At 66.0% G+C, this 25,388-nt stretch carries 23 protein-coding genes; 12 read left to right on the top strand and 11 right to left on the bottom strand.

Annotated elements, in window-relative coordinates:
* Nucleotides 1–251: 251 nt before the first annotated feature.
* Together BHE01S_RS27335 and BHE01S_RS27330 are read right to left on the bottom strand one after the other, a co-directional pair.
* On the bottom strand, nt 252–2,516 hold the full coding sequence (locus tag BHE01S_RS27335; protein WP_167337715.1) for an EAL domain-containing protein: 2,265 nt from the start codon (nt 2,514–2,516) through the stop codon (nt 252–254).
* A gap of 374 nt (nt 2,517–2,890) precedes the next feature.
* Entirely contained in the window at nt 2,891–5,104 is a 2,214-nt protein-coding gene (locus BHE01S_RS27330; protein WP_042269365.1) for a glycoside hydrolase family 3 C-terminal domain-containing protein, read from the bottom strand.
* 508 nt (nt 5,105–5,612) lie between these two features.
* Here BHE01S_RS27330 and BHE01S_RS27325 point away from each other — a divergent pair.
* On the top strand, nt 5,613–6,050 hold the full coding sequence (locus BHE01S_RS27325) for a hypothetical protein (protein WP_042269363.1): 438 nt from the start codon (nt 5,613–5,615) through the stop codon (nt 6,048–6,050).
* Between the two features lie 265 nt (nt 6,051–6,315).
* On the opposite strand, the gene BHE01S_RS27320 is transcribed toward BHE01S_RS27325, so the two are convergent.
* Nucleotides 6,316–7,233 carry a LysR family transcriptional regulator gene (locus tag BHE01S_RS27320; RefSeq protein ID WP_042269361.1) on the bottom strand — a complete coding sequence of 306 codons (918 nt, stop codon included), beginning with the start codon at nt 7,231–7,233 and terminating at the stop codon, nt 6,316–6,318.
* 229 nt (nt 7,234–7,462) lie between these two features.
* Here BHE01S_RS27320 and BHE01S_RS27315 point away from each other — a divergent pair, with 229 nt between their 5' ends.
* Both BHE01S_RS27315 and BHE01S_RS27310 read left to right on the top strand, forming a co-directional pair.
* Complete coding sequence (locus tag BHE01S_RS27315) at nt 7,463–8,326, top strand: NmrA family NAD(P)-binding protein (RefSeq protein WP_042269360.1); 864 nt, start codon at nt 7,463–7,465, stop codon at nt 8,324–8,326.
* Between the two features lie 116 nt (nt 8,327–8,442).
* On the top strand, nt 8,443–9,156 hold the full coding sequence (locus BHE01S_RS27310) for a GNAT family N-acetyltransferase (protein WP_042269357.1): 714 nt from the start codon (nt 8,443–8,445) through the stop codon (nt 9,154–9,156).
* 13 nt (nt 9,157–9,169) lie between these two features.
* Here BHE01S_RS27310 and BHE01S_RS27305 read toward each other — a convergent pair whose 3' ends face one another.
* On the bottom strand, nt 9,170–10,135 hold the full coding sequence (locus BHE01S_RS27305; RefSeq protein WP_042269355.1) for a GlxA family transcriptional regulator: 966 nt from the start codon (nt 10,133–10,135) through the stop codon (nt 9,170–9,172).
* 109 nt (nt 10,136–10,244) lie between these two features.
* Between BHE01S_RS27305 and BHE01S_RS27300 the strand changes: the two genes are divergently transcribed.
* The 9 genes from BHE01S_RS27300 to BHE01S_RS27260 all read left to right on the top strand — a co-directional run bounded on the left by BHE01S_RS27300 (nt 10,245) and on the right by BHE01S_RS27260 (nt 18,212).
* Nucleotides 10,245–10,538 carry a hypothetical protein gene (locus tag BHE01S_RS27300; protein ID WP_042269353.1) on the top strand — a complete coding sequence of 98 codons (294 nt, stop codon included), beginning with the start codon at nt 10,245–10,247 and terminating at the stop codon, nt 10,536–10,538.
* A gap of 145 nt (nt 10,539–10,683) precedes the next feature.
* Nucleotides 10,684–11,094 (top strand): BON domain-containing protein, encoded by a 411-nt coding sequence (locus BHE01S_RS27295; protein WP_321898828.1) that lies wholly within the window; start codon nt 10,684–10,686, stop codon nt 11,092–11,094.
* 144 nt (nt 11,095–11,238) lie between these two features.
* Entirely contained in the window at nt 11,239–12,114 is an 876-nt protein-coding gene (locus BHE01S_RS27290) for a GNAT family N-acetyltransferase (RefSeq protein ID WP_167337714.1), read from the top strand.
* Nucleotides 12,115–12,131: 17 nt separating this feature from the next.
* Nucleotides 12,132–13,058: a 2-hydroxyacid dehydrogenase gene (locus BHE01S_RS27285; RefSeq protein WP_042269351.1), complete on the top strand. Its 927-nt coding sequence runs from the start codon at nt 12,132–12,134 to the stop codon at nt 13,056–13,058.
* 202 nt (nt 13,059–13,260) lie between these two features.
* Complete coding sequence (locus BHE01S_RS27280) at nt 13,261–14,679, top strand: aspartate aminotransferase family protein (RefSeq protein WP_042269349.1); 1,419 nt, start codon at nt 13,261–13,263, stop codon at nt 14,677–14,679.
* A 44-nt stretch (nt 14,680–14,723) separates the two neighbouring features.
* Nucleotides 14,724–15,224 (top strand): Lrp/AsnC family transcriptional regulator, encoded by a 501-nt coding sequence (locus BHE01S_RS27275; protein ID WP_042269347.1) that lies wholly within the window; start codon nt 14,724–14,726, stop codon nt 15,222–15,224.
* 166 nt (nt 15,225–15,390) lie between these two features.
* Nucleotides 15,391–16,863, top strand: a complete 1,473-nt coding sequence (locus BHE01S_RS27270) for an NAD-dependent succinate-semialdehyde dehydrogenase (protein WP_042269345.1) — start codon at nt 15,391–15,393, stop codon at nt 16,861–16,863.
* Nucleotides 16,860–17,831: a M14 family metallopeptidase gene (locus BHE01S_RS27265; protein WP_042269343.1), complete on the top strand. Its 972-nt coding sequence runs from the start codon at nt 16,860–16,862 to the stop codon at nt 17,829–17,831. Before BHE01S_RS27270 ends, BHE01S_RS27265 begins: the two co-directional genes overlap by 4 nt.
* A gap of 36 nt (nt 17,832–17,867) precedes the next feature.
* On the top strand, nt 17,868–18,212 hold the full coding sequence (locus tag BHE01S_RS27260; RefSeq protein ID WP_042269397.1) for a cupin domain-containing protein: 345 nt from the start codon (nt 17,868–17,870) through the stop codon (nt 18,210–18,212).
* Between the two features lie 24 nt (nt 18,213–18,236).
* On the opposite strand, the gene BHE01S_RS27255 is transcribed toward BHE01S_RS27260, so the two are convergent.
* Genes BHE01S_RS27255 through BHE01S_RS27225 form a run of 7 tightly spaced genes read right to left on the bottom strand, consistent with a single transcriptional unit; the run spans nt 18,237 to nt 25,310 of the window.
* Nucleotides 18,237–18,599 (bottom strand): helix-turn-helix domain-containing protein, encoded by a 363-nt coding sequence (locus BHE01S_RS27255; RefSeq protein WP_042269341.1) that lies wholly within the window; start codon nt 18,597–18,599, stop codon nt 18,237–18,239.
* A gap of 2 nt (nt 18,600–18,601) precedes the next feature.
* The gene (locus BHE01S_RS27250; protein WP_042269339.1) at nt 18,602–19,771 is read right to left on the bottom strand and encodes an NAD(P)/FAD-dependent oxidoreductase; all 1,170 of its coding nucleotides are present in this window, start codon (nt 19,769–19,771) and stop codon (nt 18,602–18,604) included.
* On the bottom strand, nt 19,768–21,243 hold the full coding sequence (locus BHE01S_RS27245; protein ID WP_084069294.1) for an FAD/NAD(P)-dependent oxidoreductase: 1,476 nt from the start codon (nt 21,241–21,243) through the stop codon (nt 19,768–19,770). The genes BHE01S_RS27250 and BHE01S_RS27245 overlap by 4 nt, the downstream gene beginning before the upstream one ends.
* Nucleotides 21,222–21,542 carry a (2Fe-2S)-binding protein gene (locus BHE01S_RS27240; RefSeq protein ID WP_042269337.1) on the bottom strand — a complete coding sequence of 107 codons (321 nt, stop codon included), beginning with the start codon at nt 21,540–21,542 and terminating at the stop codon, nt 21,222–21,224. The genes BHE01S_RS27245 and BHE01S_RS27240 overlap by 22 nt, the downstream gene beginning before the upstream one ends.
* Nucleotides 21,539–23,404, bottom strand: a complete 1,866-nt coding sequence (locus BHE01S_RS27235; protein WP_042269335.1) for an ABC transporter ATP-binding protein — start codon at nt 23,402–23,404, stop codon at nt 21,539–21,541. The genes BHE01S_RS27240 and BHE01S_RS27235 overlap by 4 nt, the downstream gene beginning before the upstream one ends.
* Nucleotides 23,401–24,357, bottom strand: a complete 957-nt coding sequence (locus BHE01S_RS27230; RefSeq protein WP_042269333.1) for an ABC transporter permease — start codon at nt 24,355–24,357, stop codon at nt 23,401–23,403. Before BHE01S_RS27230 ends, BHE01S_RS27235 begins: the two co-directional genes overlap by 4 nt.
* The gene (locus tag BHE01S_RS27225) at nt 24,354–25,310 is read right to left on the bottom strand and encodes an ABC transporter permease (protein WP_042269331.1); all 957 of its coding nucleotides are present in this window, start codon (nt 25,308–25,310) and stop codon (nt 24,354–24,356) included. The genes BHE01S_RS27230 and BHE01S_RS27225 overlap by 4 nt, the downstream gene beginning before the upstream one ends.
* Nucleotides 25,311–25,388: the final 78 nt, after the last annotated feature.

Raw genomic sequence — 25,388 nt, 5'->3', positions numbered from 1 at the left:
GCAATTCGTCTTAATCGCTTCGTTTTCGTTCGCAGCGATCAGCGAAGGAGGCGAATTATGCGGGTCATTCCGGATATCGTCAAGCGACTTTCGAATATTTATTTTTGAGGGCCGCTACGTCGACTATTTCGAGTCGCATTACCGCCCTATCGGGAGCCACCGGCACCCACGCGTGCCAGGGCGTCCCTTCTGTCACCAAATCGGGAACCGGTGCTGCACCCGGCCCTCCGCACAATCGGATTCAAGCGCAATCAAGCGCTGACGGTCTCGACGACGCCTTCGGGAAGCGGCTGGGGCACGCCGACACAAAACCCCTGCGCGTAGTCGATGCCAATCCCGCTGAGGCGCCCGATAATCGCCTCGCTTTCCACAAACTCGGCAATGGTCGCCTTGCCCGCTGCGTGGGCCACCTGGTGAATGGACTGGACGATCGTCCGATCAAGGTCGCTGTTGGCAATTCCACGCACGAAGCTGCCGTCGATCTTCAGATAGTCCACGGGCAGGCGCTTGAGGTAAGTGAACGAGGACATGCCGGAGCCGAAATCGTCGAGCGCGAATCGGCAACCGAGTGCGCGCAAGCTCTCCATGAGGGTAATCGCTTTCGAGAGATTGGTGATCACGGCCGTTTCCGTGATCTCGAAGCAGACGCTTTCGAAGCTGATTGCGCAGCGCTGCTGCTGCTGGACGATGTACGCGAGCAAGTCCTCGTCGCCGAGCGACGCGCCGGAGAGGTTGATCGACCAGACGTTTGCCGCAAGATGGCCCGCCGCGATGGCTTCGAAAGCACGGCCGATCACCCATCGATCGACGAGCGGCATCAAGTTGAAGCGCTCGGCGGCACCAATGAAGTACACGGGAGGAATCACATCACCCGATTCATCGACCATGCGCAGCAGCAACTCAACGTGCACTTCCTCGCCAACACTGCCCTCCTTGAGCGACTTGATCTGTTGCGCGTACAGGCGGAAACGGTCGTGCTCGAGCGCCGCTTTCACGCGGGCCACCCACTCCATCTGCGTATGGGTGGCCGACTGGAGCTGATCTTCGAGGCAGTACTGATGCACGCGGTTGCGGCCTTTTTCCTTGGCCATATAACAGGCGACGTCAGCCGCCTTCATGATGTCCCACGTCGAGATTTGCGTGGCGTCCACCTCCACCACACCGATGCTCACGCCAGTCGTCAACAAACGCTGGTCCCAGGGTAGCCGGATGACGGTCACTGCCTCCCGCAGATCCTCCGCGACCCGCATGGCGTCGTCGATACCGCACTCCGGCAGCACGACGCCGAATTCGTCACCGCCCAGCCGTGCGAGGATATGGGCAGCGCGCAACTGTTGTTTCAAGGCGCTGCCCACACTGCGGATCAATTCGTCGCCGGCCGCGTGGCCGCACGTATCGTTGACGACCTTGAACTGATCGAGGTCGAGGAACATCACCGCATGCGGGCGTGTCCCGGCCTTCTCGAGCAAGCCCGATAGCCGGCGCTCGAATTCACGGCGATTCAGCAAACCCGTCAGATGATCGTGCGTGGCCTGATATTCGAGTTCGGCCGCATGCTTGCGCTCCGTGCTCGCGTCTCGAAGCACCATCACCGTGCCCAGCACCTCCCCTTCGTCGTCGCGGATCGTCGCCACAGAGCAGGCCACCGGCAGGAGCGAGCCATCCGGGCGCGTCACCGACAGCCTGCGCTGCGCGTCGTCGGCCGCTGCTGCGCGGTTGTACAGGCATGGAGCAGTGACGATATCGCCGGACCGCTCGTCGTAGAGATCACACACGTCGAATAACAGCCTCTGGTAAATATCTCGCCTGGGACGCCCGAGCATGCGCTCGGCGGCGGCGTTGCAATAGGTCACGCTCGCCTCGTTGTCCATGCGGATCACACCGTCGTCGATCGAAGCGAGCGTGGCTTCGGTGAGGCTCTTTTCCTTCGCGGCGGCCGCTTCTGCCCGCTTGAGCCCGGAGATATCGAAGAGACAACCCACGATGCGCGTCGCCCGGCCGGTTTCATCGCGTATGGCCTTGCCGCGCCCCCGACACCACAGGTATTGACCGTCGGCCATTCGCAGCCTGTACTCGACATCGTAGAGGCTGTCGTGCTTCAGGTGATTGATGATAGTTTCGCGCAAGCGGAGCAGATCCGCAGGATGCACGAGCGCATTGAAAGCGCGGGTATCCATGGGGAGGTCGCCGTCGCCATAGCCGAGTTGCTGATACAGATAGCGGGAATAGTAGGCACGGTCGCGGACCAGGTCCCAGTCCCATAGTCCAGCATTGATGCCCTCGAACCCGAGGCCAAGACGCTCCTCACTCAAACGCAAACGGGCGGCCAGGCGCCGGGAGTGGCGCAGCAGCAATAGCACGCCGGTGCAAGCGAGCGCCGCGACGAGCCACACTATCGCAGCATGGGCAGCACGGGAATGCCGAGCGTGCGCGGCCGCCGCAACGGCACTCACCCATACAGGGACGAGCACCACAACGATTCGGCCGCGGCGGTTGCCTTCGGTAAGCCAGTTCACAGCACGTGTGATCAGTCTCATGGCTGATTTAGTATTCTTCTTGGTTCAGCTTCCATGCGTTGCGTGCGCGCGGCACTACGAGACAAAGTCACAGTAAAGTGTGACGGCGTGTATCTGGAAAACGCGCAAACGGAGGAAGGCCCACGGACGGGTGGGTAAGTCTACCCGCATTCCGTATTCTGAATGAATGGGGATTACCCGTGGAAGGCATTTATGTTTATGGGAGTATGCATTTACGTTCTTGCGCGCGCAAATGACAGATAAAGAAAGTATTGCCAGTTTAATGTTGAACCGGCCCGCAAACGTTCGCGAGCCGGCCGTTTTCAAGAATAGAAAACAGAGGCCGCCAACGCAGCCTCCATGTGCCCTCCTTCTTACCGGGTCTGCAGGCGGATATCGCGCGACGAGGCGCCCACATACACCGCGCTGCCAGGCACATAGGCCCAGTCGTTACGCGTCGTGTCCCAAACGCTCTGCGCACGTTCCGTGATCGTCACGCGCACCGGCTGCGACTGGCCCGGCTTCAGGAACACCTTCTGGAAACCAACCAGCCGACGCGGCGGCTCGCCTGCATAACTCACGCCCAGATACACCTGTGCCGTTTCCGCACCGGCTACGCGGCCGTCGTTGCGCACCGTGAACGACGCCGTGAGCGTATGCCCCGGGCCCTGCTTCACCGTCAGTCCCGAATAGCTGAAGTGCGTATACGAAAGGCCATAGCCGAACTCGTAAAGCGGCGTGATGTTGTTCGCGTCATACCAGCGATAGCCCATGTCCAGCTTTTCGGAGTACACGGGATCGCTCGCGAAGGCGCCGTTTGTCCCCCACGTCGGCGTGTCCTGATCGTGCGCCGGGAACGTGACCGGCAGCTTGCCCGAAGGGTTCACCTGACCGAACAGCACGTTCGCGATCGCCTTGCCGCCGCCCTCGCCCGGATACCATGCCTCGACGATTGCCGAGACCTGATCCTTCCACGGCATCAGTACCGGATTCCCGCTTTCGACGATCACGATCGTGCGCGGATTGGCCTTCGCAACGGCCTCGACCAACTGATCCTGATTCGACGGGTTTGCGAGGCCCAGGCTTTGCAGATCGCCGAAGTCCTCACCCGCAGGCTGCGCCACGACGACGATCGCGACATCGGACTGGCTGGCGAGCGTCGCGGCCTGGGTAATCTCCTGCTGTGTATAGGCGCGGAACGGCTGCGTCTGGTCGGTGTTGCCTGCGAAACTCACCTGCGCCGAAGGCGCGAGCTGCTGGATCGCCTGGGTAATAGGCGTATTGAGCTTGAGCCACGGGTTGGTCCACCAGCCGCAGCCCGTGGACGAAGCGAACGTGAGGCCGCCGCAGCCCGAGAAGTTGCCTGTGACCGGATCGCGCGTATTACCCGAGCCGCCGCCAGTCAGCACGGCCGTATCGGCGTGGGCGCCGATCACCGCGATCTTGTGCAGGCTCGGCGCCGAAAGCGGCAGCTGGCTGTTATCGTTCTTCAGGAGAACGATGGATTGCTCTTCCGCAGCCTGCGTGAACGCGTTATACCTCGCGAAGTCGATCGTGGTGCCGCCCTGCGCCGGATGGTCCAGCACGCCCGTGCTGATCATCACATAGAGCTTGCGCCGCACCATGTCGTCCAGACGATCCTGCGAGACCGCCTTCGAGGCGATCGCCTGTTTGACCAGATCGGGCGTGAGGTAGACCGTCGGGCCCACATCCTCTTCCTCGTCGAGGCCTGCGTTGATCGCCGGGGCCGTGCTATGCGTCGCGCCCCAGTCCGACTGCACCTGGCCCTGGAATCCCCAGTCCTTCTTCAGCACGTCGGTCAGCACATGCGTGTTTTCGCATGCGTAGGTGCCGTTCAGGCGGTTGTAGCTGCACATCACGCTGCCTGGCCGCGCTTCCTTCGCGGCGATTTCGAACGGCAGCAGATAGAGTTCGCGCAGCGTGCGCTCGTCGATCTGGCTGTTGCCGCCCTGGCGGCCCGTTTCCTGTTCGTTGCCGACGTAGTGCTTGATCGTGGCGATCACCTGCTGGCTTTGCGTGCCGATGGTGCGCGCCGCCAGCATTTCGCCCGCCAGCACGGGGTCTTCGCCGAGGTACTCGAAGAGGCGCCCGCCGCGCGGTTCGCGCGCGAGGTTCGTACCGCCGCCCAGACCCATGCCGAATCCTTGCTCGCGCAACTGGTCGGCTATGCGCGCGCCGAAGTCGCGCGCGAGGTACGGATCCCAGCTTGCAGCGAGCGCGATCGTCGCCGGGAAGGTCGTGCTCTTCTGGCTCGTGCTGCCCGAGCCCGTTGCGGAATCAACCATATTCAGGTCGGGAATGCCCAGACGCGGCACGCCCTGAATATAGCCCGCACCGCCGCCCGGCACGGCGCTCATCTGATATTCGGAATGGATGAACTGGAGCTTCTCGTCCTGCGTCATGCGCTTGAGCAGCAGGTCGGCACGTACGTGCGCGCCGAGGTTCTGGGGGACAGCCATCAACGGCATCGGCAATGGATAAGGTACGTCGTTGCTGCTGTCGCCGGCATGGGCGGTAGCGGCCATCGCAACCAGCACGGCGGCGGTGGCCCAACGGGTGATCCTCATATGTCTCTCCGAGAGTTCGAATACGTTATGGAGTACTGATCAGACCGGTAAGCAGGGTCTGGCAGAGCGGCCGGCCGCGTCAGGCACCGACAAACTTCCTGCGGGGGAAACCGGTTGAGCCGCGGAACGCAAACGTTTGCCTCTGTATGTCCGCGTGAGCCTCGCCGGTTGATGTAGCAAAACTCCAAATAATCATATAAAAACTATTGAGTAGCCTTACGGGCTTTTATCTCAGTATTTTCCCGGCTGGCGGTAGCTGACATGCATGAAAGGCGCGAAATCGACAGTTAAACGTAATGTTAGCGTAATGCGATTGTTGCAAACGCAACGGAAAGTCGGTATTCGATGTCATTTGCATGGCACTCGCGAGTTCGGAGCGGCGCCCTGTGGACGCGGCGCCCAGAGCGCGCTGCGGGCCGAAAAAAGCTAATCTGTCACGAGGCCTGCGCTAGCGGCAGCGCTCACGCTGCCGCGCGCGAAATCGACATCACTGTAAGGAGTGACCACGATGGAAAGGCAACGCAACGCTTCCCGAATTGCTTCGACCCTGCTCGCCGCGGCATGCGCATTCGCTCTGGCGAGCGGCGCACTCGCGCAAACGGGCATGCCTCAAACGGAGCAGCAAGGCGACATCTCGTTCGTGTCCGGCGGGGTTGGCCGCGACGAGTCCACGGCGCTGCGGCACGCGCGCAGCCAGTGGCCGCTCTCGATGCTGTTTACCGGTCCCGGTTCGAGCTATGTTGCGGACGTGCATGTGCAGATCGCGGGCGCCGACGGCACGTCCGTGCTCGATACGCGATCGCACGGTCCGTACATGCTCGTGCGACTGCCCGCCGGACGCTATACGATCACCGCCACGTATAACGAGGTCACGAGGACGCAGCGCGTAAACGTCGCCGGCAACGGCAGCGCGCGTGCGACGTTCTCGTTTCCGGGCAAGCACTGAGCACGAATCGCGGCGCCGGTCTGTCGAGACGGCTCACCAGAGAACGGCTCGCCCGAGCCAGGCTTTTGCGTCGTTTTGATGGCGGGCCTCGACGACACACATCGGACTCAACGCGTTCGTCGCCATCACGAACGAACTCGTCGGCTGAAACATCTGCAATCGTTTCGCGATGGTCATTCGTGACGCCGGCGTTCGCGAAGCGCTGGCTGCGCCAACTCGTGCTCACGGCATGCCGGCAACGCGTGCCGGCGTGATGTCGCCGCAATCAATGCCCAGCGGCCCAGGCGACGATGAAATCGATGAATGCGCGCGTCTTCGCGGGCGTGTAGTGGCGCGACGGATAATAAACGTATAGCGGGAAGCGTTCGTCGGGCCAGTCGGGGAACAGGTTCACCAGCCTGCCATCGGCAATCAGGGGTTCGGCACCGAGAAGCAGCATTTGCGCAATGCCGGAACCGGCCAGACATGCGTTGAGCAATGCGCCCGGATCGTTCATTGTGAGCCGACCATTCGTCGCCGCCACGACACGCTTGCGCTTGCGATGAAACTCCCACGGATAAGGCTTGCCTGTCTCGGGATCGCGGAATTCGAGGCACCGGTGAGCGGAGCCTTCGAGATCTTCGGGGCGCAGCGGCCTGCCCCAGCGCGAGAGATACGCCGGCGCCGCGACCGTCACGACGGCGGTATCGAGCAGCTTGCGGGCGACCAGCGTAGAGGATCTCGGCTTGCCGAATCGCATCGCGGCATCGAAGCCCTCCGCAACCAGGTCGCCAAGGCTATCTCTCGCAATCAGTTCGATCTCGAGTTCGGGATGGGCGTCCATGAACCGGTCGAGATCCGCGCCGAGAATCGCCCGATAGCACACCGGGTCCAGATTCACCCGCAACCTGCCACGCACCGCCGACGCATTGCCCGATGCCGCGATGGCCGCTTCCTCGAGCCCCGCGAGATGCGGGACGACCTGCTCGTAGAAACGGCGCCCGCCTTCGGTAAGCGAAATCGATCGCGTCGTGCGATTGAAGAGCCGGATGTCGAGCCGCTTCTCCAGCCTCGCAATCGCGCGGCTCACGCCTGGCGGCGACATGCCTAGCACGTCTGCCGCGGCGGCAAACGTCCCCGCGTCGACGACGGCGGCAAACACGCTGATCGCGCCGGAAATGTTCTCGAGTGTCGTTGTTCTCAATGTCGTCGTTCCACTGGCAGCCGGTACGGCGGCCCTCGCAGCCTCTGGCGATGATGGACCGGCCATCCGATTCGTGCGCCCGAGTCACTGATGTAGTGCCCTTCGCGGCATTTAGCTTCGGCCGCCCTGCGTCCAGAATGCCTCTCACCGAAACGCAGCCAGGCAGCGCCTTGCTGCCATCGCGTTCGGCTCTTTCGACCAATTCGTCGTCGCATGCGGAGGGTTTCAAGTGTACGCAATTACAGGCATTACCGGAAAAGTGGGCGGTGCACTCGCCCGTGCGCTGCTCGCCTCGGAGCAACCGGTGCGGGCGGTCGTGCGCGACGCTGCGCGCGCCGCGTCGTGGCAAGCGCAAGGATGCGAGCTGGCCACGGCAAGCATGGAAGACGCTTCAGCGCTTACCGCCGCCTTCAGCGGCGCGCAGGGTGTGTTCATCCTGCTGCCTCCGCAGTTCGACCCTTCGCCGGGATTCCCGGAATCGCGTGCGATCATCGATGCCGTTTGCACCGCGCTTCACAAGGCACGGCCCGCGAAGGTCGTTTGTCTGTCGACCATCGGCGCACAGGCGCAGGAAAGCAATCTGCTCACGCAACTCTCGTTGATGGAGGAGGCGCTAGCCGCGCTGCCTGTGCCGGTGACGTTCCTGCGGCCCGGCTGGTTCATGGAGAACGCTGCATGGGATGTCGCGCGCGCACGCGACGATGGCGTGATCGAGAGCTACCTGCAACCGCTCGACCAGGCCGTGCCGATGGTCGCGACCGCGGACGTCGGCCGCCTCGCAGCCGAATTGCTCACGCAGAGGTGGCGCGGCACACGCGTGGTCGAGCTGGAGGGCCCGCGGCGCGTGAGTGCCAACGATATGGCTTGCGCGTTTGCCCGCGTGCTTGGCAGGCCTGTGCATGCGGTGGCGGTGGACCGGCAGGAATGGGAGTCGCGCTTTCTGTCACAAGGCATGAAGCATCCCTTGCCGCGTATGCGCATGCTGGACGGATTCAACGAGGGCTGGATCTGCTTCTCGAAGGCCGCCGATGAAATCCTTCGCGGGCATGTCGAACTGGACACCGTGCTCGAAGCGCTCGCAAGCAGTGCGTGACGAAGGGCATTGGCGCGAATGACGCCAAACCTGGCGCGTTCAGCCGTGGTCCGTCGAACGCGCCTCATCTAGACTATCGTCGCAAACCGTCCTCAACCCTCAATGGAGCGCGAATCATGTTCGATGTGCCGGCAACGAAACCTGCGGGCAGCATAACCGGGCTGGACAACGTGCCATGGCACGCGCTAACCGGCCGCCAGCGCCATCTTGCAGTTGGGAACGATCGTGCGGTCCGGTATGCGCCAGCCGTCGCCCCTTTTGCGGCGATGGCTGACACCTCGCCTGAATCGTTCGACGTCTTGGCGCGCCTGATCGAAGAGCACGCGCCCGTTGCTCTGACCACGCTGGATGCCGTGGAGCCACCCGCCGGCTTCGCGCTGATCCGGCACGCCACGCTGCTGCAAATGGTCTGGCAAGGCGAAGCGCCTGCGCCCGCCGCGCTGGAGCACGTGCCGCTAACGGAGCATGACGTGCCGGAGATGCTCGAGCTGGCCGCAGCAACGCAGCCCGGCCCCTTTGGCCCGCGCACCATCGAATTCGGCGGCTACCTGGGCGTGCGCAGGGAGGGCAAGCTCGTCGCCATGGCCGGCGAACGCATGAAGATCGAGGGGTATACCGAAATCAGCGCCGTATGCGTGGACCCGGCCTTCAGGGGGCAAGGGCTCGCCGCGGGCCTCATGAAGCTGCTGATGGCGGCAATCCGCGCGCGCGGCGAGACACCCTTCCTGCACGTGCTCACGTCGAATCACGGCGCCATTTCCATCTATCGCACGCTGGGCTTTGTCGAGCGCCGCGAGATGCATCTCACGGTGCTTGGCGTTGCGCCATAGAAGGGCCGCTCGTTCATAACAAGTCGCTGCGCAGTTCCCGTACGCCTCTTCCCAACCGCTGCCGCAACAGGCTGCGCAGCGTCGCGCCGTCGCCGTAACCGACTTCGGCGGCAATCCTTTCCAGATCGAGCTTGCCGCTGCGCAGCAGCGACTGCGCGTGCTCGACCCGCAAATCCTGAAAATACGCCAGCGGCGACTTGCCGAGCACCTCCTGGCAGCGGCGCTGCAATGAACGCGAGCTCGTCGCCAGCGCCTTCGCGGCATCATGCAACGAGAATCCCGACTTGAGATTCTTTCTCGCCCATTGTTCGAAGCGCTGAATGAGCGGATCGGCTTGCGCCAGATGATTCGGGATGATGTACGGCGCCTGCGAAGAGCGGATGTCGGCCAGCAGATAGCGCGAGACGAGCGATGCGAGTTCGGGGCTCGCCGAGCGGATCAGCCAGAGCGCGAGATCGAGATGCCCCATCGCTGCGCCTGCCGTGACGCCAATATCCGAAGGCACGAGCATACGCGATTCGTTTAGCTGAACATGCGGATAGCGTTGCCGGAAGAACGGCGCGAGCGACCAGTTGGTCGTGGCTTCGCGGTGATCGAGCAGCCCCGCCTCCGCGAGGATGAACGTCCCCACGCACGAAGCGCCGATTCGCGCACCTGCCGTTTGCCATTCGAGCAAACGCGCCATGCCCTCTTCGACGTCCCGGCGCTCGAACGACTGCATCAACTCCTGCGCGGACAGCGTCACCAATGCCGGCACGATCACCCAATCGGGCTTCGCATCCGGCGCGACCGGCTGCACCGGCACCGCGAGACCGTGAGCCGAGCGCACCCGCTTTCTCACCCCCACGAGCGTGACGTCGAAACGCGGAACACCGCCCATGGTCGCGGCCGAAAGCTTGTTTGCAGCCGAGAACGCGTCGAGCGTGACGGAGAGCCCCGTATCGAACACGCCATCGAGAGCCAGCACAGAAATGCGCATGGCGTAAATACCTCTAAAGTTGTCGTTTGTGACAGTACAGCCGACGAGAACCCAACGATACACTCAATCGCGTTGCCAGTCGCAACAAACATGAATCAAGAAGGTTGTCATGAAGGTTCTCGCCATTGGATCGATCGTCAAGGAACTCACGCCCGCGCAGCGCGACGAGATCATGCCGCACGAAGTGCCCGCCACGCTCAAGCTCTACCTGGACGACAAAATCGAGCAGTACTGGTTTCGCCAGGACAAGCCGGGCGTGGTGTTTCTCATGAACTCGGGCTCGGTCGACGATGTGAAGGCCACGCTGGATACGCTGCCGCTCGCTCAGGCCGGCATCCTCGCGTTCGATCTGCTGCCGGTGGGCCCGCTCGCGCCGCTCGGCCTGCTCCTGCAAGGAAAGTAAGCGCTGCGAAGGAGGCGCCGCCCACGCATGCGCCACGGGTCGGCGGCGGCCTCCTGGCAGCCTTCTTCTCCTCGCCAAGGATTTCACCTACAACGTACGGATCCGCCGCTCGTTTTCGATGTACTCCGGCGGCGGGTGCGCAACCTTGGGGAACCTGCAGAACCTGGCAAAGGGAAAAAGGATGAAAACTAACGGTAAACGCCAAATTGCCCGCACGCTGGTCTTCGCGGCCATCGCGGGCTGCGCGGGTCATGCGCACGCACAAGCGGCCGCGAGCGCGCCCGGCGAGGCATCCGCTCAGCAAGGCGCGAGCGCGCCATCGGGCAGATCGGACAGCGCGCTCGTGCGCGATGTCCGCCGGGCCTTCACCCGCACCACGGGACTGAATTTCGCCAACATCCATGTGACGGCGCACCACGGCGTCGTCTCCTTGACGGGGTCGGTACCGCACCAGTCACAGATCGCGCGGGCCGGCGACGCGGCCGGCTCGGTGCGCGGCGTCACCTCGGTGTCGAACCATTTGACGGTACGTACGGCCCGCGGCAGCGGACCTTGACTGGCGGACGCACAGGCAGACACACCAGCGGACCTGGCAGCGGACTCAAAACCGGATTCGATCGGCCGCACAACAGGATCGTCCTATTCCCGGCGCGCGCGTCCTGTCAAAGTGAGCCATCGAACTTCGATCAAGGAGCCCTCCGTGTCCGGCCAGCCCGCGTCCACGAGCCTCGTCTGCGAGGCTTTCACCGAATCCGACATCGAGGGTGCCCACGCGCTTTCCCAGCAATTCCGTTGGCCCCATCGTAGCGACGACTGGCGTTTCGCTGCTGCGGCCGGGCACGGCTTCGTGGTTCGCGAAGGCGAGACCGTGGTGGGCACGGCGCTGTGCTGGCCCTGGGGCGAGCAGGGTGCGACGCTCGGGCTCGTGATCGTCTCGGCCGACCAGCAAGGCCGCGGCATCGGCCGGATGCTGATGGAGCGCCTGCTCGCAGCGCTCGGCCCGCGCATGACGGTACTGCATGCCACCGAGGCAGGCGAGCCGCTCTACGAAAAGCTCGGTTTCAGGAAGATCGGCCTGCTGCATCAGCACCAGGGCGACCGCTTTGCGGCGCCCATTGTCGAGCCGCCGGCGGGCGAGCGTTTGCGGCCGCTCGAGCCGGGCGACACGCCGCGCCTCATCGAACTCGCGTCGCGCGCGAGCGGGCTCGAGCGCAGCGCACTCGTGCCGCCGCTGCTCGATGTGTCCCAGGGCGTCGCGGTGGTGCGCGGCGACACGCTGCTCGGCTTCGCGCTGCTACGCCCGTTTGGCCGCGGCCATGCGATCGGTCCGGTGGTCGCCGCGGCCGTCGACGGCCTGCACGTGCAGCGCGCCAAAGCGCTGATCGCCAACCGCCTCGCCGCCAACGCGGGCGCCTTCACGCGACTCGATACGCCCGACGAGCGGGGCCTCGGCCCGTGGCTCGAATCGATCGGCCTCGCGCGCGTCGACACGGTCGTGAAGATGGCGCGCAACGGCGAGCCCGCGCACGATCCGGCCGTGCTGCAATTCGCCATTGTCAATCAGGCGCTAGGCTAAGCGCGGGAACCGCCTTCATGACGCTCCTCTACAAGGCCGACCCCGAGCGCGGCAAACAATGGGCGCAGCTCTTCGCACACAAGGCGCCCGAGATCCCTTTCCGCCTTTGGCCCGATACCGGCGAGCCCGCCGACGTGCGTTATCTCGCGGCGTGGCAGCCGCCAGAGGACCCCGCACGCACATTGCCCAATCTCGAAGTGATCTTCTCCGTGGGCGCGGGCATCGACCAGTTCGATCTCTCGGGTGTGCCCGAGCACGTCGCCGTGGTGCGCATGATCGAGCCGGGCATCATCGAAGGGATGCTCGAGTATGTGACGCAGTCGGTCCTGACCATCCACCGCGATCTGTTCGACTACGCCTTGCAACAGCAGCAGCGCGTGTGGCGCGCCCTGCCGGTGCGCCCCGCCGCGTCGCGCCGCGTGGGCGTGCTGGGACTCGGCATGCTGGGCAGCGCGGTGCTCGAACGCCTGCGCCTCTTCGGCTTTGCCTGCGCGGGCTGGAGCCGCTCGCCGCGCACCTTGCCCGGCGTGCAATGCTACGCAGGCGCCGAAGCGCTCGACGCGTTCCTCGCGCGCACCGATATCCTTATCTGCCTGCTGCCGCTCACCGAAGCGACGCGCGGCCTGCTCGACGCCACGCTCTTCGCGAAGCTGCCACAGGGCGCGTCGTTCATCAATGTCGGACGCGGGCCGCAACTGGACCAGCGGGCGCTGCTCGACGCGCTCGACAGCGGTCGTCTGCGCAACGCAATTCTCGACGTGGCCGATCCCGAGCCGCTGCCGCCTGAACATCCGTTGTGGACACATCCGCGCGTACGCCTCACGCCCCACATTGCGAGCGCCACGCGCCCCGAAACGGCCGTCGATGTCGTGCTCGAAAACATCCGCCGCCACCGCGACGGCTTGCCGATGCTCGGCCTGATCGACCGGACGCGCGGCTATTGATACGACCGGGGCAAAAAGGGGCTCGGCAGAATATGCTGCGGCCCCCGATCAAAACGCTACAAACTCGCTATTTCGCGAATTATTTGGCGAAACGTGCACCGGTCCCGGCCCGGTAGCATGGAACGGTGAATCAACGGCCCATCCATGGCAAATCAACGCCGAGGCGCCGCACTCCTCTGACTTTTCAGCCGGAAACCGAACCATGCCGAATCGCTCGCCGAATCTTTCACTGATCGAAGCCGACCGCAAACATCTGATCCATCCCGTCGTGAACTACCGCGCGCACGAGGCGCGCGGCGTGACCGTGCTCGAATCCGCCCAGGGCGTGTTCCTGCGCGACGCCGACGGCCGCGAACTGCTCGACGCGTTCTCCGGTCTCTGGTGCGTCAACACGGGCTATGGCCATCAAAACATCGTCGAAGCCGCGTCGCGCCAGATGGCGCGCCTGCCCTACGCTACCGGCTACTTCCACTACGGCTCGGCGCCCGCCATCGAACTGGCGGCGCAACTCGTGGATCGCTCGCCCGCTTCGCTGCAACACGTGTACTTCACGCTGGGCGGCTCGGATGCGGTGGATTCGGCGCTGCGCTTCATCACGCACTACTACAACGCAACCGGCCGCCCCGCGAAGAAGCACGTCATCGCGCAGGAGCGCGGCTATCACGGCTCGTCGGCAGTCGGCGCGGGGCTGACTGCGTTGCCCGCGTTCCATCGCAACTTCGACCTGCCGCTCGCCACGCAGCATCACATCCCCTCGCCCTATGCGTATCGCAGCGAGCATGCGGACGACGCGGCGCTCATCGCCGCTTCCGTCGCCGCGCTCGAAGCGAAGGTCGCGGCGCTCGGCGCCGAAAACGTCGCCGCGTTTTTCTGCGAGCCGATCCAGGGTTCGGGCGGTGTGATCGTGCCGCCCGTCGGCTGGCTGAAAGCCATGCGCGAAGCGTGCCGCAAGCTCGACATTCTGTTCGTCGCCGACGAGGTGATTACGGGCTTTGGCCGCACAGGTCCGCTCTTCGCGTGCCAGGCCGAAGACGTCGAGCCGGATCTGATGACTGTCGCCAAGGGCCTCACCGCAGGCTACGCGCCGATGGGCGCCGTGCTGATGTCGGATGCCGTTTATCAAGGCATTGCCGATGGCGATGCCGCCGCCGTGGTCGGCCACGGCCACACCTATTCGGCGCACCCGGTGAGCGCGGCCATCGGCCTCGAAGTCATGCGCCTCTATCACGAAGGCGGCCTGCTCGCGAACGGCGTCGCGCGCGCGCCGCGCTTCGCTCAGGGGCTCGACGCGCTGCTCGCCCACCCGCTCGTGGGCGACTCGCGTCACCGCGGTCTGCTCGGCGCGCTCGAACTCGTGGCCGACAAGGAGAGCAAGCAGCGCTTCGACGCAGCGCTCGGCCTGCCCGAGCGCATCGCGGCGGCGGCCTATGGCAACGGCCTCGTATTCCGCGCGTTCGGCGACGGCATTCTCGGCTTCGCGCCCGCGCTTTCGTACACCGAAAGCGAGTTCGACCTGCTGTTCGAGCGCCTCGAAAAAACGCTCGACGACGTGCTCGCGCAGCCCGAGGTGCGCGCGGCACTGAAGGTCAAGAATGGGGTCAGCGCCCGTGTCGCCGCGTGATAACATCACTCGACACTTCGACATGCAGGGCCGCCCCCATCACGATGAGCAACGACTGCAAGCTGGACCGAATCGATCTGCGCATCCTCTCGCAGCTGCAGAAGCGGGGGCGCATCACGAATGTCGAACTGGCCGACGCAGTCGGGCTGTCGCCCAGCCCCTGCCTGATCCGCGTGAAACGTCTGGAGAAGGCGGGGTTCATCGTCGGCTACGGCGCGCAGATCCAGCTGGAAAAGCTCGGCGACGTGCAGATGGTATTCACCGAGGTGACGCTCGCCGACCATCGCCGCGAGGACTTCATCAAGTTCGAGAAAGCGATACGCGAGGTGGACGAGGTGGTCGAATGCCATCTCGCGAGCGGCGGCTACGACTATCTGCTGAAGTTCGTCGCGCGCAGCGTGAGCCATTATCAAAGCATTGTCGAGGGGCTGCTGGAACGCGATATCGGCATCGAGAAGTACTTCAGCTACGTGATCATCAAGACAGCGTTCGTCAAGACGCACTATCCGCTCGAAACGCTGTTTTCGCAGAACCTGCATTCCTGAGCATGGGTAACGGACGTGAGGCACGCGCCTCGCGCGCCTGCCTCACGCATTCATGTTCTCGCGCACGCTTCGCGCCGGCACCTCACGGTTTCGGCGCGCCAGTCGTGCGCGTTCACTTCCTCGCATCGAACCATCGACTTCCGCACGGGCGGAAAGGAATCGGCAAATGACTACGCGTTATCCCTTGAGCGCGCTGATTCGCAGCGACAACTTCATCGACGGGCAATGGGTGAGCGCCGCCTCCGGCACGCGCTTCGCGGTGACCGACCCCGCGACCGGCAAAACGATCGCCGAGGTCGCCGATAGCGACGCGAACGACGCACGCGCCGCCACCGACGCCGCCGCCCGCGCATTCCCCGCCTGGCGCGACACGCTCCCCGCTGAACGCGCCGCCGTGCTGCGCCGCTGGCATGCGCTGATCGTCGCGAACGCCGACGAACTGGGTCGACTGATCTCGCTCGAACAAGGCAAGCCGCTGCACGAGGGACGCGGCGAAGCGATGTATGGCGCGTCCTATGTCGCCTGGTTCGCCGACGAGGCCACGCGCATCTACGGCGACCTCATCCCGCAGCAGCAGCGCGGCAAGCGCATGAGCGCGGTGAAGGAGCCCGTTGGCGTGGTCGCGGCGATCACGCCGTGGAATTTCCCGCTCGCGATGATCGCGCGCAAGATCGCCCCGGCCCTCGCCGCGGGCTGCACGGTGGTCGGCAAGCCGGCCGAAGACACCCCGCTCACCGCCCTCGCTCTCGTCATGCTCGCGCACGAGGCGGGTGTGCCTCCCGGCGTGCTGAACCTCATTTGCGCATCGCGCCAGCGCGGCGTGACGGCCGTCGCCGCGTGGCTCGCGGACGGCCGGGTGCGCAAGATCACCTTCACCGGCTCGACGCCCGTGGGCAAGCACCTCGCGAAGGAATCGGCGGGCACGCTAAAGAAGCTCTCGCTCGAACTGGGCGGCAACGCGCCGTTCATCGTGTTCGACGATGCCGATCTCGACGCCGCCGTTGAAGGCCTCATGGCTGCGAAGTTCCGCAATGGCGGCCAGACCTGCGTGTGCCCCAATCGCGTGTACGTGCAAGCGGGCGTGTTCGAGCGCTTCGCCGACAAGCTCGCCACGCGCGTGGCCGCCTTGAAAGTCGCACCCGCGACCGACCCCGCCGCGCAGATCGGCCCGATGATCAACGCGCGCGCGGTCGAGAAGATCGCCCGCCACGTGGACGACGCCGTGAGCCGCGGCGCACGCGTGCTCACGGGCGGGAAGCGCCTCGCCGAGCTGGGCGCGAACTGGTACGCGCCCACCGTGCTCGCGGGCGCCACGCCCGACATGCAGCTAAGCTGCGAAGAAACCTTCGGCCCCGTTGTGCCGCTGTTCCGCTTCGACGACGAAGCCGAGGCGATCCGCGCCGCCAACGACACCCCGTATGGCCTTGCCGCCTACTTCTACAGCCAGGACGTGCGCCGCATCGATCGCGTCGCGCGGCAGCTCGAAGCCGGCATCGTCGGCATCAATGAAGGCGCGCTCGCGAGCGAAGCGGCGCCGTTCGGCGGCGTGAAGGAATCGGGCTATGGCCGGGAAGGCTCGAAGTATGGGCTCGACGATTACCTATCCATCAAATACCTCTGCCAGGGAGGGCTTGCATGAGCGCCTATCCGATCGAAGTCGCGTTTCCCGACATCGCCGCCCACGAGCGCAGCGAAACGGGCATCCCCTATGTGCATACCTTCGACTCGGGCGCACCCGGGCCGCACGTGATGATCAATGCGCTCACGCACGGCAACGAGGTGTGCGGCGCGATCGTCGTCGATGCGCTGTTGCGCGCGCGGCTGCGGCCGCGACGCGGCAAGCTCACGCTCGCGTTCGCGAACGTGGAGGCCTACCGCCGCTTCGACCCCGCGCACCCCGACGCCGCACGTTTTGTCGATCAGGACTTCAACCGCGTGTGGACCGCGCAGACGCTGGACGACCTCGCGCGCGAATCGAGCGAACTGCGCCGCGCCCGCGCGATGCGGCCCGTGATCGACGAGGTCGATCTGCTGCTCGATCTGCATTCGATGCATGAGAAGTGCATGCCGCTGATCGTCGCGGGGCCGCTCGCCAAGGGCGTCGAGCTCTCCACGCGGCTTGGCGCGCCGGCCACCGTCATTGGCGACGAGGGCCACCCGGAAGGCCGCCGCATGCGCGATTACGAAGGCTTCGGCGACCCGGCGAGCGCAAAGAACGCGCTGTTGATCGAGTGTGGCCAGCATTGGGAAGCGAGCGCCGTGACCGTGGCGCGCGATGTCACCGCGCGCTTCCTGCTGCTCCCGGGTGTCGTAGACGAAGCGGATCTGCCGGCAGACTGGCTGCAACCGCTGCCGCCGGAAATGCGCGTGGTGCGCGTGACCGAGCCCGTGGTGGCGAAGAGCATGGACTTCCGGTTCGCAGGCGAGTACACGGGCCTCGAGGTGTTCCCCAAGGCCGGCGCCGTGATTGGCTGGTCCGACGGCGAGCCGGTCGTCACGCCCTACGACGACTGCATTCTCGTGATGCCGTCGCTGCGCCAGCTGCGCCCGGGTGTAACCGTGGTGCGGCTCGGCAAGATCGAGCAGCGCATCGTTCAGAAGCGCTGAAGCGCCCTTCCCTTTATTCAGGTTAACGAACGAATGATGAAAGTTCAGCAGATCATGCAAAGCGTCGACGTGCAGGCGCTCGAAGACTGGGGCACGGCGGGCGCGCCCGGCTCGCAGGCGATACGCGTTTCGGGCGTGCAAAAGGTCATTCCGGGCACCGAATCCGTCGACACCGGACTTTTCGAATGCACGAGCGGCACCTACCGACGCTCCGTGAAGGAAGCGGAGGTCATGCATATCCTGAGCGGCAGCGGACGCTTCACGCCGGACGGCGAGGCGACCGTGCATTTTCGCGGCGGCGATACGCTTTTCTTCGCCGCCAACACGGAAGGCACGTGGGAAGTCGACGAAACGATGCGCAAGGTCTACGTCATTCTGTGACGCGTGACACAGGCCAGCAGGCGCTCAAGCCGCTTCGAGCGCCCTCGCCTGCTGCAGGAAGGCGCTGGGCGTCACGCCGCAAAAGCGCTTGAAATGGCGCGCCAGATGGCTCTGATCGAAGAAACCGACCTGCGTCGCGACCACGGCGCCCGGCACGCCCGCCAGCAGCAGTAGCTGTGCGCGGCGCACGCGCACCTCGCACAGGTACTTGTATGGCGAAAGGCCGATCTGCTGACGAAACACGGTAGCGAACCGCGAGACGCTGAGCGCCGATACCTCGGCCAGTTCGGCGAGGCTCACGGACTTGTCGAAATTCGCGTCGATATAGGCCAGCGCGTCGCGAAGCGGAGTGACTGGCGCGGCAACGGATGCATTCGCGTCATGCATGATCAAGCCTCGCTGGCAGTCGCTGTGTGCGCGCCGACAACGGGCGCAGCACGCCCGAAGCGCGCAATCGAAAACGGTTCGAGCGGAATGTCGGTTGCGCCTGCGTCGAGCAGTTCCGCAAGCGTTTCGCCGACGCCCGGCCCGATCTGGAAGCCCGAACCGCTGAAACCGAACGCATAGAAAAGGCCCTCCGTGGTCGAACTCGGGCCGATCACGGGCTCCGAATCCGGCAGGTAGCTTTCCACGCCGCTCCACACGCGGATCACGTGCAGCGGCGCTAGCGCGGGAACCAGCCGGCGGAACTGCGCGATCTGCTGCACGGTGTTGCCGGGCAGCACGCCGGCGCGGCGCGTGCCTGGGTCGGCGGGACCCGGGGGGCCGCCGCCCAGGACGAGGTTGCCGCGCGGAATCTGCCGGAAATACACGCTCTCTTCCTTGACCGAGGTGTAGACCCCCATTGAATGCACGAAGCGATAGGGCACGGGCTCGGTCACAGCCATCTGCGGGCCGCGCGCAACGAGCGGCACCGGCTCGCCGAACTGCTCGGAAAGCGCCCCCGCCCATGCACCGGCGCAAATCAGCAGTTGCTCCGCGCGCCATACCGCCCCGGTCGCGCTTTCCACGCGAAAGCCGCCCGCTTCCTTTTCCACGCGCACGATTTCGGTGTTCTCCACGAGATGCGCGCCGTGCCGCGCGGCGGCGCGGCCGAAAGCCGGCGCGGCCAGACGCGGATTGGCGTGGCCGTCGCGCGGCGAGATGGAGGCGGCCAGCACTTCGCGGCCAAGGAACGGGAAGCGCCTGAACATCGCCGCGCCTTCGAGCACTTCGAGATCGAGCCCGTACCCGCGCGCCTGCCCGGCGTAGCGATGGAAGTATTCGGCGTCGTGCGCGTGGTAGCACACGCGCGTGTGGCCCGAAGGCAGAAACTCCACGTCTTCGCCGAGCAGCGACTGCGCGCGATACCAGATATCGAGCGCGCGATTGGACATGGCGAGCTGCGCGAGCGCGCGGCCCTGGCGGCGCACGCCGCCGAAGTTCACGCCGCTCGCCTGCTGGCCTGTGAGCCCGCGTTCGATCAGGATCACTGAGCGCTTGCGGCGGCTCAGGAAGAACGCCGTGGACGTCCCGATGATGCCACCTCCAATCACGATCACATCGGCGCGATCCTTCATTCGCTGAACTCCTTTGTGCAGCATGCGCGGTACGGCTCGTGCGCGGCGGGCGCCGTACCGCCCTGGGTTTCGTCGATACCCTTCCCGGCGGCACTCAGCGCCATCGTCAGCGGCTTGACCGGCGCCTGCCCGCGCAGCCGGCCCACGGCTTCCAGCGGCACGCGCGCCTCGGCGGCGATGACTTCGGCCCCCGCGTGCGCGCAGAAGCGGCCCTGGCAGCGCCCCATCCCTACGCGTGAAAATGCCTTCGCACGATTGGCTTCCGTGGCGCCCGTCTCGCGCACCACGCGGCGCAATTCGCCTGCCGTGACGGCCTCGCAGCGGCACACGACGGTGTCGTCGGGCAACGTCGCCGCGAAATGCGCGGGCCAGGGAAACGCATTGCGCAAACCTTGTGCGAAACGCGTGAAACGTGCGAGTTCAACCCGCAGCCTTGCCGCTTCGGCGAACGCGCCGTTCGATGAGGCCGCGCCCGCATCCTGCAATGCCGCCAGCGCGGCGAGTCGGCCCGCGCGCTCGGCCGCGTCGGCGCCGCGCACGCGCGCGCCGTCCCCGGCCAGATAAACGCCTGCCACGCTGCTGCGGCCGTCCTGATCGACCTCGGGCAGCCATTGCCGCGCGGCCCGATCGAAATGGAACACGCAACCCGCGAGATCCGCGATTTGCGTCTCGGAGCGCAAGTGATAGCCGAGCGCGACGGCGTCGCACGCCACGCGCGCTTCGCCGCCGTTCGCGAGTTTCACGCGCACTGCGGTCACGCCGTGCCCGGCCGAGCCTTCGATCGCAAGCGGCGTCACACCGCGATACATCGGCACACGCGCGCGGCGCAGCGTGCGCAGGAGCGCCGCGCCCTTGCGCAGCGTGGCGGGCACCTGCAGCAAATCGGGCAACGCGCGCATGCGCTGGCCGAGCGTGGACGTATCGAGCACCGCGCTCACCGTCGCGCCCGCTTTCACGTACTGCGCGGCGACGAGGTAAAGCAGCGGGCCGGTGCCCATCATGACGGTGCGCGCGCCGATGGCGCAGCCCTGCGACTTCAGCGCGACCTGCGCGCCGCCCAGGCTATAGGCGCCCGCCAGATGCCAGCCCGGCACCGGCATGAGCCGGTCGGTCGCGCCGCTGCAGACGATCAGCGCGTCGAAGGCAAGCTCGTGGTAGCGCGCGCCGCTCGCGAGATGGACTGACTTCGGTCCGACGTTCCAGACGAGCGTGTCGGGCAGGTAGTCGATCTGCGAGCGCAGCGCGTCGAAGTCGCGATGCAGCGACGCGGCACGTTCGGCCTCGGTGCCATAGAGCGCTGCGTAGCTGCGCTTGAAGCCTTCGGGCTGACGCCGATAAATCTGCCCGCCGTCGCGCCGCCCTTCGTCCACGACAACGGGGCGCAGGCCCGCCGCGACCAGCGTCTGCGCCGCACGAACGCCCGCAGGTCCCGCGCCGATCACGACGACCTTCAGCTCTGCGCGCGCGGCCATACGCCCTCCCCGGCAAGCACGTTGCGCGTGACGATCGACATGCCCGGCGCCGCGGGCGTCGTGCAGGCGCGCAGCCGCTCGCCCTGCGCGGTCCACACCCAGCAGTCCTGGCACGCGCCCATCAGGCAGAAACCGGCGCGGCGCCCGTCGTCGAACTCGCAGTCGCGCAGCGCGTCCTGCGTGGCGAGCAGCGCGACCATCAGCGTGTCCCCCTCGGCGGCCTGCGCCACCCTGCCGTCGATCTCGATCTCGAAGGTCGGGCGGCCCGTTTCCGCCACTCTCACGAAGCGCGCACTCATGCAGCGGCCCTCCCGGTGGATTGCGTTGCCTGCGCGACCTGCGCGGCCTGTGCGGTCTGCAGGCGCTCCAGTTCGGCCGTCGTGTGATGGCAAAGAATCTGCGCGCCGCTGGGCAAACGCTTCATCGCGGGTGCCGACACATTGCACGCGCCGTCGATACGCACCGGGCAACGCGCCCGGAACGCGCACAGCTCGCGCACCTCGGCCGACGCCCCGAGCGGCGGCAGCGCCGCGTCCGCCACGGCACGCCGCGCGTCGAGCCACCCCGGCTGCAGGGCCGGCACCGAATCGACGAGCAAACCCGTGTACGGGTGATAAGGCGGCGCCTCCAGCACGTCGCGCTGGCCCGCCTCGACGCACTGGCCGCCGTACAGCACGACGACGTCGTCGCAGATCGCGCGCACCGTCGAAATATCGTGGCTGATGAACATGTACGAGACGCCCAGCTCGCGCCGCAATTCGGCGAGCAGCTCGAGAATCGCCGCGCCGACGACGGTATCGAGCGCCGACGTCACCTCGTCGCACAGAATGAGCGCTGGCTCGGCCGCAAGGGCGCGGGCCAGGTTCACGCGCTGCTTCTGGCCGCCCGAGAGACCGCCCGGCTGACGCTTCGCAATCGATGCGGGCAGCTTCACGAGATCCAGCAGTTCGAGCATGCGCTTTTGCGCCCGCGCGCCGCGCAGGCCGTGATAGAAGCACATGGGCCGCGCGAGGATATCGGCAATCGTGTGGCTCGGGTTGAGCGCCGTGTCGGCGTTCTGGAACACGATCTGGATGCGCCGGTACTGGTCGGGCGTGCGCGCCGAAAGCGCCGCGGGCAACGGCGCGCCGTCGAGCAGCACCTCGCCGCGCGCGCGCTCGACCAGCCCGGCCACCACGCGGGCGAGCGTCGTCTTGCCCGAGCCCGATTCGCCGATCACGCCCAGCGCGCTGCCGCGCGGGATGCGCAGGCTCACGTCCTCGAGCACGCGCACGGCGGGCACACCGTTCGCATCGACGCGGCCATAGCCCGCGGTCAGTCCGCGCACTTCGAGCAGCGGCACTTCGGCCACAGGCGGTACGAGCGGGGGGCCGGGGTCGGGGTGGCGGCGCGCGGCCAGCAGCGCCCGCGTGTAGTCGTCGGCGGGGGCGTCGAGCACCTGCAGCGTCGTGCCGTTCTCGCGTACCGCGCCATTGTTCAGGACGACGATACGATCGGCCATCTGCGCCACAACCGCGAGATCGTGCGACACGTACACGGCTGTCGTGCCCAGCTCCTTCACGACCTTGCGGAAAGCCGCGAGCACTTCGATCTGCGTGGTCACGTCGAGCGCCGTGGTGGGCTCGTCGAACACGACCACGGCGGGGTCGGTAATAAGCGCCATCGCCGCCATCAGCCGCTGCAACTGGCCGCCGGACACCTGGTGCGGATAGCGCGCGCCGATCGTTTCGGGCGAAGGCAGCGCGAGCGCACGGAACAGGCTCACTGCCTTCTCGCGCGCCGCCGCGGGCGGCATGAGCTTGTGCAGCAGCGCGGGCTCGGTCACCTGATCCATGATCGTGCGCGCCGGGTTGAATCCCGCCGAGGCGCTCTGCGCCACATAGGCCACGGTGCGCGCGCGCAGCGCGCGGCGGCCGCGCTCGTCGAGCGCGAGCATATCGGTGCCGCCGATCTTCACGCTGCCGCCCGCAATGGCGCAGCCGTCGCGCGCATGGCCGAGCAGCGAGAGCGCGATGGTGGTCTTGCCCGACCCCGACTCGCCGATCAGCGCGAGCACTTCGCCCTGCTTCACCGTGAAATCGACGCCCTTGACGATCTCGACGACCGGATCGGGCGCCGCGCCCGCGACCACACGCAGGCCCGTCACTTCGATCATGTTCATTTTCCGCCTCCATGCGCGCGGCCGCCGTGACGGCGCAGGCTGTCGATCAGAAGGTTCACGCCAACGGTCAGCGTCGCGATGGCGACGGCCGGCATCAGCACGGCGGGCGCGCCTTCCGAGAGGCCGCCGATGTTCTCGCGCACGAGCGAGCCCCAATCCGCATCCGGCGGCTGCACGCCGAGGCCGAGGAACGAGAGGCCGGAGAGCAGCAGCACGATGAAGACGAAGCGCAGGCCGAAGTCGGCGAGCATGGGGTGGATCATGTTCGGCAGCACCTCCACGCGGGCGATATAGAAGAGGCCTTCGCCACGCGCTCTGGCGACCTGCACGTATTCGAGCGTCATCAGGTTCACGGCCAGCGAGCGCGAGATACGGAACGCGCCCGGAATATAGGCGAGCGCCGCAACGGCGATGAGCATCGGCACCGACGAGCCGAACGCCGCGATCACGACGAGCGCGAGCACCTTGCTCGGAATGGAGATCAGCGCGTCGAACAGGCGACTCAGCATCTCGTCGATCCAGCGCGGCGCGACCGCGGCAAGCAGTCCGAAGAATGTGCCGATCCCGCTGGCGAGCAGCGTTGCGGCGAGCGCGAGGCCCACGGTGTACTGGGTGCCGTAGAGCACGCGGCTCAGCATGTCGCGGCCCAGGAAGTCGGTGCCGAGCGGATGCGCCGCGCTATACGAGCCGAAGATTTCCGTGGAGGTGATGGCGCCGCCCTTGTACGGCGCGACGAGCGGCCCGATGAAGGCCACGCCGAGCCAGAACACGACGATCGCAAGGCCGATCAGGCCGAGCACCGAAAGACGCCCGACGATGCGGCGCAGCGGCGAGCGCGGCGGCGTGGGAACGTCGCCCGGCACGTCCTTCTCGACTTCGGCGACGGGCCGCTCCTCGCTCTCGCTAGTCGCGTAGAGCACGGTCCCGGCATGGGATGTGGCGGGTCGGTTCATCGTTGACGCAGCCTCGGGTTGGATACGATTTGACACAGGTCCGCGATCAGCACGAGCACCAGATACGCGGCGCAGAACACCATCACACAGCCCTGCACGAGCGGCAGATCGCGGTTCGTCACGGCGTCGACCATCAGGCTCGCGAGGCCCGGATAGTTGAAAATCGACTCCACGATCACCACGCCGCCAAAGAGATACGAGAGGCTCAGCGCGACGGCATTGGCGATCGGGCCGATTGTGTTCGGCAGCACATGGCGAAGCACGATGCGAGCGGGCGAGGCGCCCTTCAGGCGCGCCATTTCCACATACGGCGCGCCCAGCTGGTCGAGCACGGCCGCGCGCGTCATGCGCGCCATCTGCGCGACGATCACGCAGCACAGCGTCATGACGGGCATCGCGTAGATGCGCAGGAGCGTGCCGAACGAGTCCACCTCGGAGAGGTACGAGAGCGCCGGCAGCCAGCGCAGCTTCACCGCGAAGATCAGCACCGCGATGGTGGCGACCAGAAATTCGGGCACCGCCACGGCGGAAAGCGTGAGCACGTTGAGCGCGCGATCGAGCAGCGAGCCGCGGAAAACGGCGGAAAAAATGCCGATGGCGAGCGCGAGCGGCACCGAAACGAGCGTGGTGAGCCCCGCCAGCACGAGCGAATTCGGCAGGCGCGTGGCGATCAGCTCGCTCACCGGCTGGTTGTTCGACACCGACGTCCCGAAGTTGCCGGTCACGGCCTGCAGGAGCCAGTGGACATAACGCGTGAGCGCGGGCTGGTCGAGCCCGAACTGGTGACGCAGCGCGGCCACCTGCTCGGGCGTGGCCGCCTGGCCGAGGGCCTGCTGCGCGGCGTCGCCGGGCAACAGGCCCGTAAGGCCGAACACGATTGCCGAGACGATCAGCAACGTGAGCAGCGCGAGACCGAGACGCGCGCCAATGAGACGTTGCGCGTGAGCTTTCATCGGATGTCGCCTCCCTGAGCATCATGAAGCGGGGAATCGGTGACCGGGTGCGCATCCAGGCGCGCACCGGCCGCAAAA

Origin of the sequence: Paraburkholderia heleia NBRC 101817 (assembly GCF_000739775.1) — a bacterium.
Lineage (GTDB): Bacteria > Pseudomonadota > Gammaproteobacteria > Burkholderiales > Burkholderiaceae > Paraburkholderia > Paraburkholderia heleia.
Note: the sequence above shows the minus strand (reverse complement) of the source record. Positions and strands in the feature narration are given on the sequence as shown.

Coding starts and splice junctions, on each gene's coding strand:
- BHE01S_RS27305 (WP_042269355.1), bottom strand. CDS start 10,135: ATGCGCATTTCTGTGCTGGCTCTCGATGGCGTGTTCGATACGGGGCTC.
- BHE01S_RS27230 (WP_042269333.1), bottom strand. CDS start 24,357: ATGAACCGACCCGCCACATCCCATGCCGGGACCGTGCTCTACGCGACT.
- BHE01S_RS27255 (WP_042269341.1), bottom strand. CDS start 18,599: ATGCATGACGCGAATGCATCCGTTGCCGCGCCAGTCACTCCGCTTCGC.
- BHE01S_RS27250 (WP_042269339.1), bottom strand. CDS start 19,771: ATGAAGGATCGCGCCGATGTGATCGTGATTGGAGGTGGCATCATCGGG.
- BHE01S_RS27270 (WP_042269345.1), top strand. CDS start 15,391: ATGACTACGCGTTATCCCTTGAGCGCGCTGATTCGCAGCGACAACTTC.
- BHE01S_RS27235 (WP_042269335.1), bottom strand. CDS start 23,404: ATGAACATGATCGAAGTGACGGGCCTGCGTGTGGTCGCGGGCGCGGCG.
- BHE01S_RS27330 (WP_042269365.1), bottom strand. CDS start 5,104: ATGAGGATCACCCGTTGGGCCACCGCCGCCGTGCTGGTTGCGATGGCC.
- BHE01S_RS27280 (WP_042269349.1), top strand. CDS start 13,261: ATGCCGAATCGCTCGCCGAATCTTTCACTGATCGAAGCCGACCGCAAA.
- BHE01S_RS27260 (WP_042269397.1), top strand. CDS start 17,868: ATGAAAGTTCAGCAGATCATGCAAAGCGTCGACGTGCAGGCGCTCGAA.
- BHE01S_RS27275 (WP_042269347.1), top strand. CDS start 14,724: ATGAGCAACGACTGCAAGCTGGACCGAATCGATCTGCGCATCCTCTCG.
- BHE01S_RS27325 (WP_042269363.1), top strand. CDS start 5,613: ATGGAAAGGCAACGCAACGCTTCCCGAATTGCTTCGACCCTGCTCGCC.
- BHE01S_RS27265 (WP_042269343.1), top strand. CDS start 16,860: ATGAGCGCCTATCCGATCGAAGTCGCGTTTCCCGACATCGCCGCCCAC.
- BHE01S_RS27310 (WP_042269357.1), top strand. CDS start 8,443: ATGTTCGATGTGCCGGCAACGAAACCTGCGGGCAGCATAACCGGGCTG.
- BHE01S_RS27225 (WP_042269331.1), bottom strand. CDS start 25,310: ATGAAAGCTCACGCGCAACGTCTCATTGGCGCGCGTCTCGGTCTCGCG.
- BHE01S_RS27245 (WP_084069294.1), bottom strand. CDS start 21,243: ATGGCCGCGCGCGCAGAGCTGAAGGTCGTCGTGATCGGCGCGGGACCT.
- BHE01S_RS27285 (WP_042269351.1), top strand. CDS start 12,132: ATGACGCTCCTCTACAAGGCCGACCCCGAGCGCGGCAAACAATGGGCG.
- BHE01S_RS27300 (WP_042269353.1), top strand. CDS start 10,245: ATGAAGGTTCTCGCCATTGGATCGATCGTCAAGGAACTCACGCCCGCG.
- BHE01S_RS27240 (WP_042269337.1), bottom strand. CDS start 21,542: ATGAGTGCGCGCTTCGTGAGAGTGGCGGAAACGGGCCGCCCGACCTTC.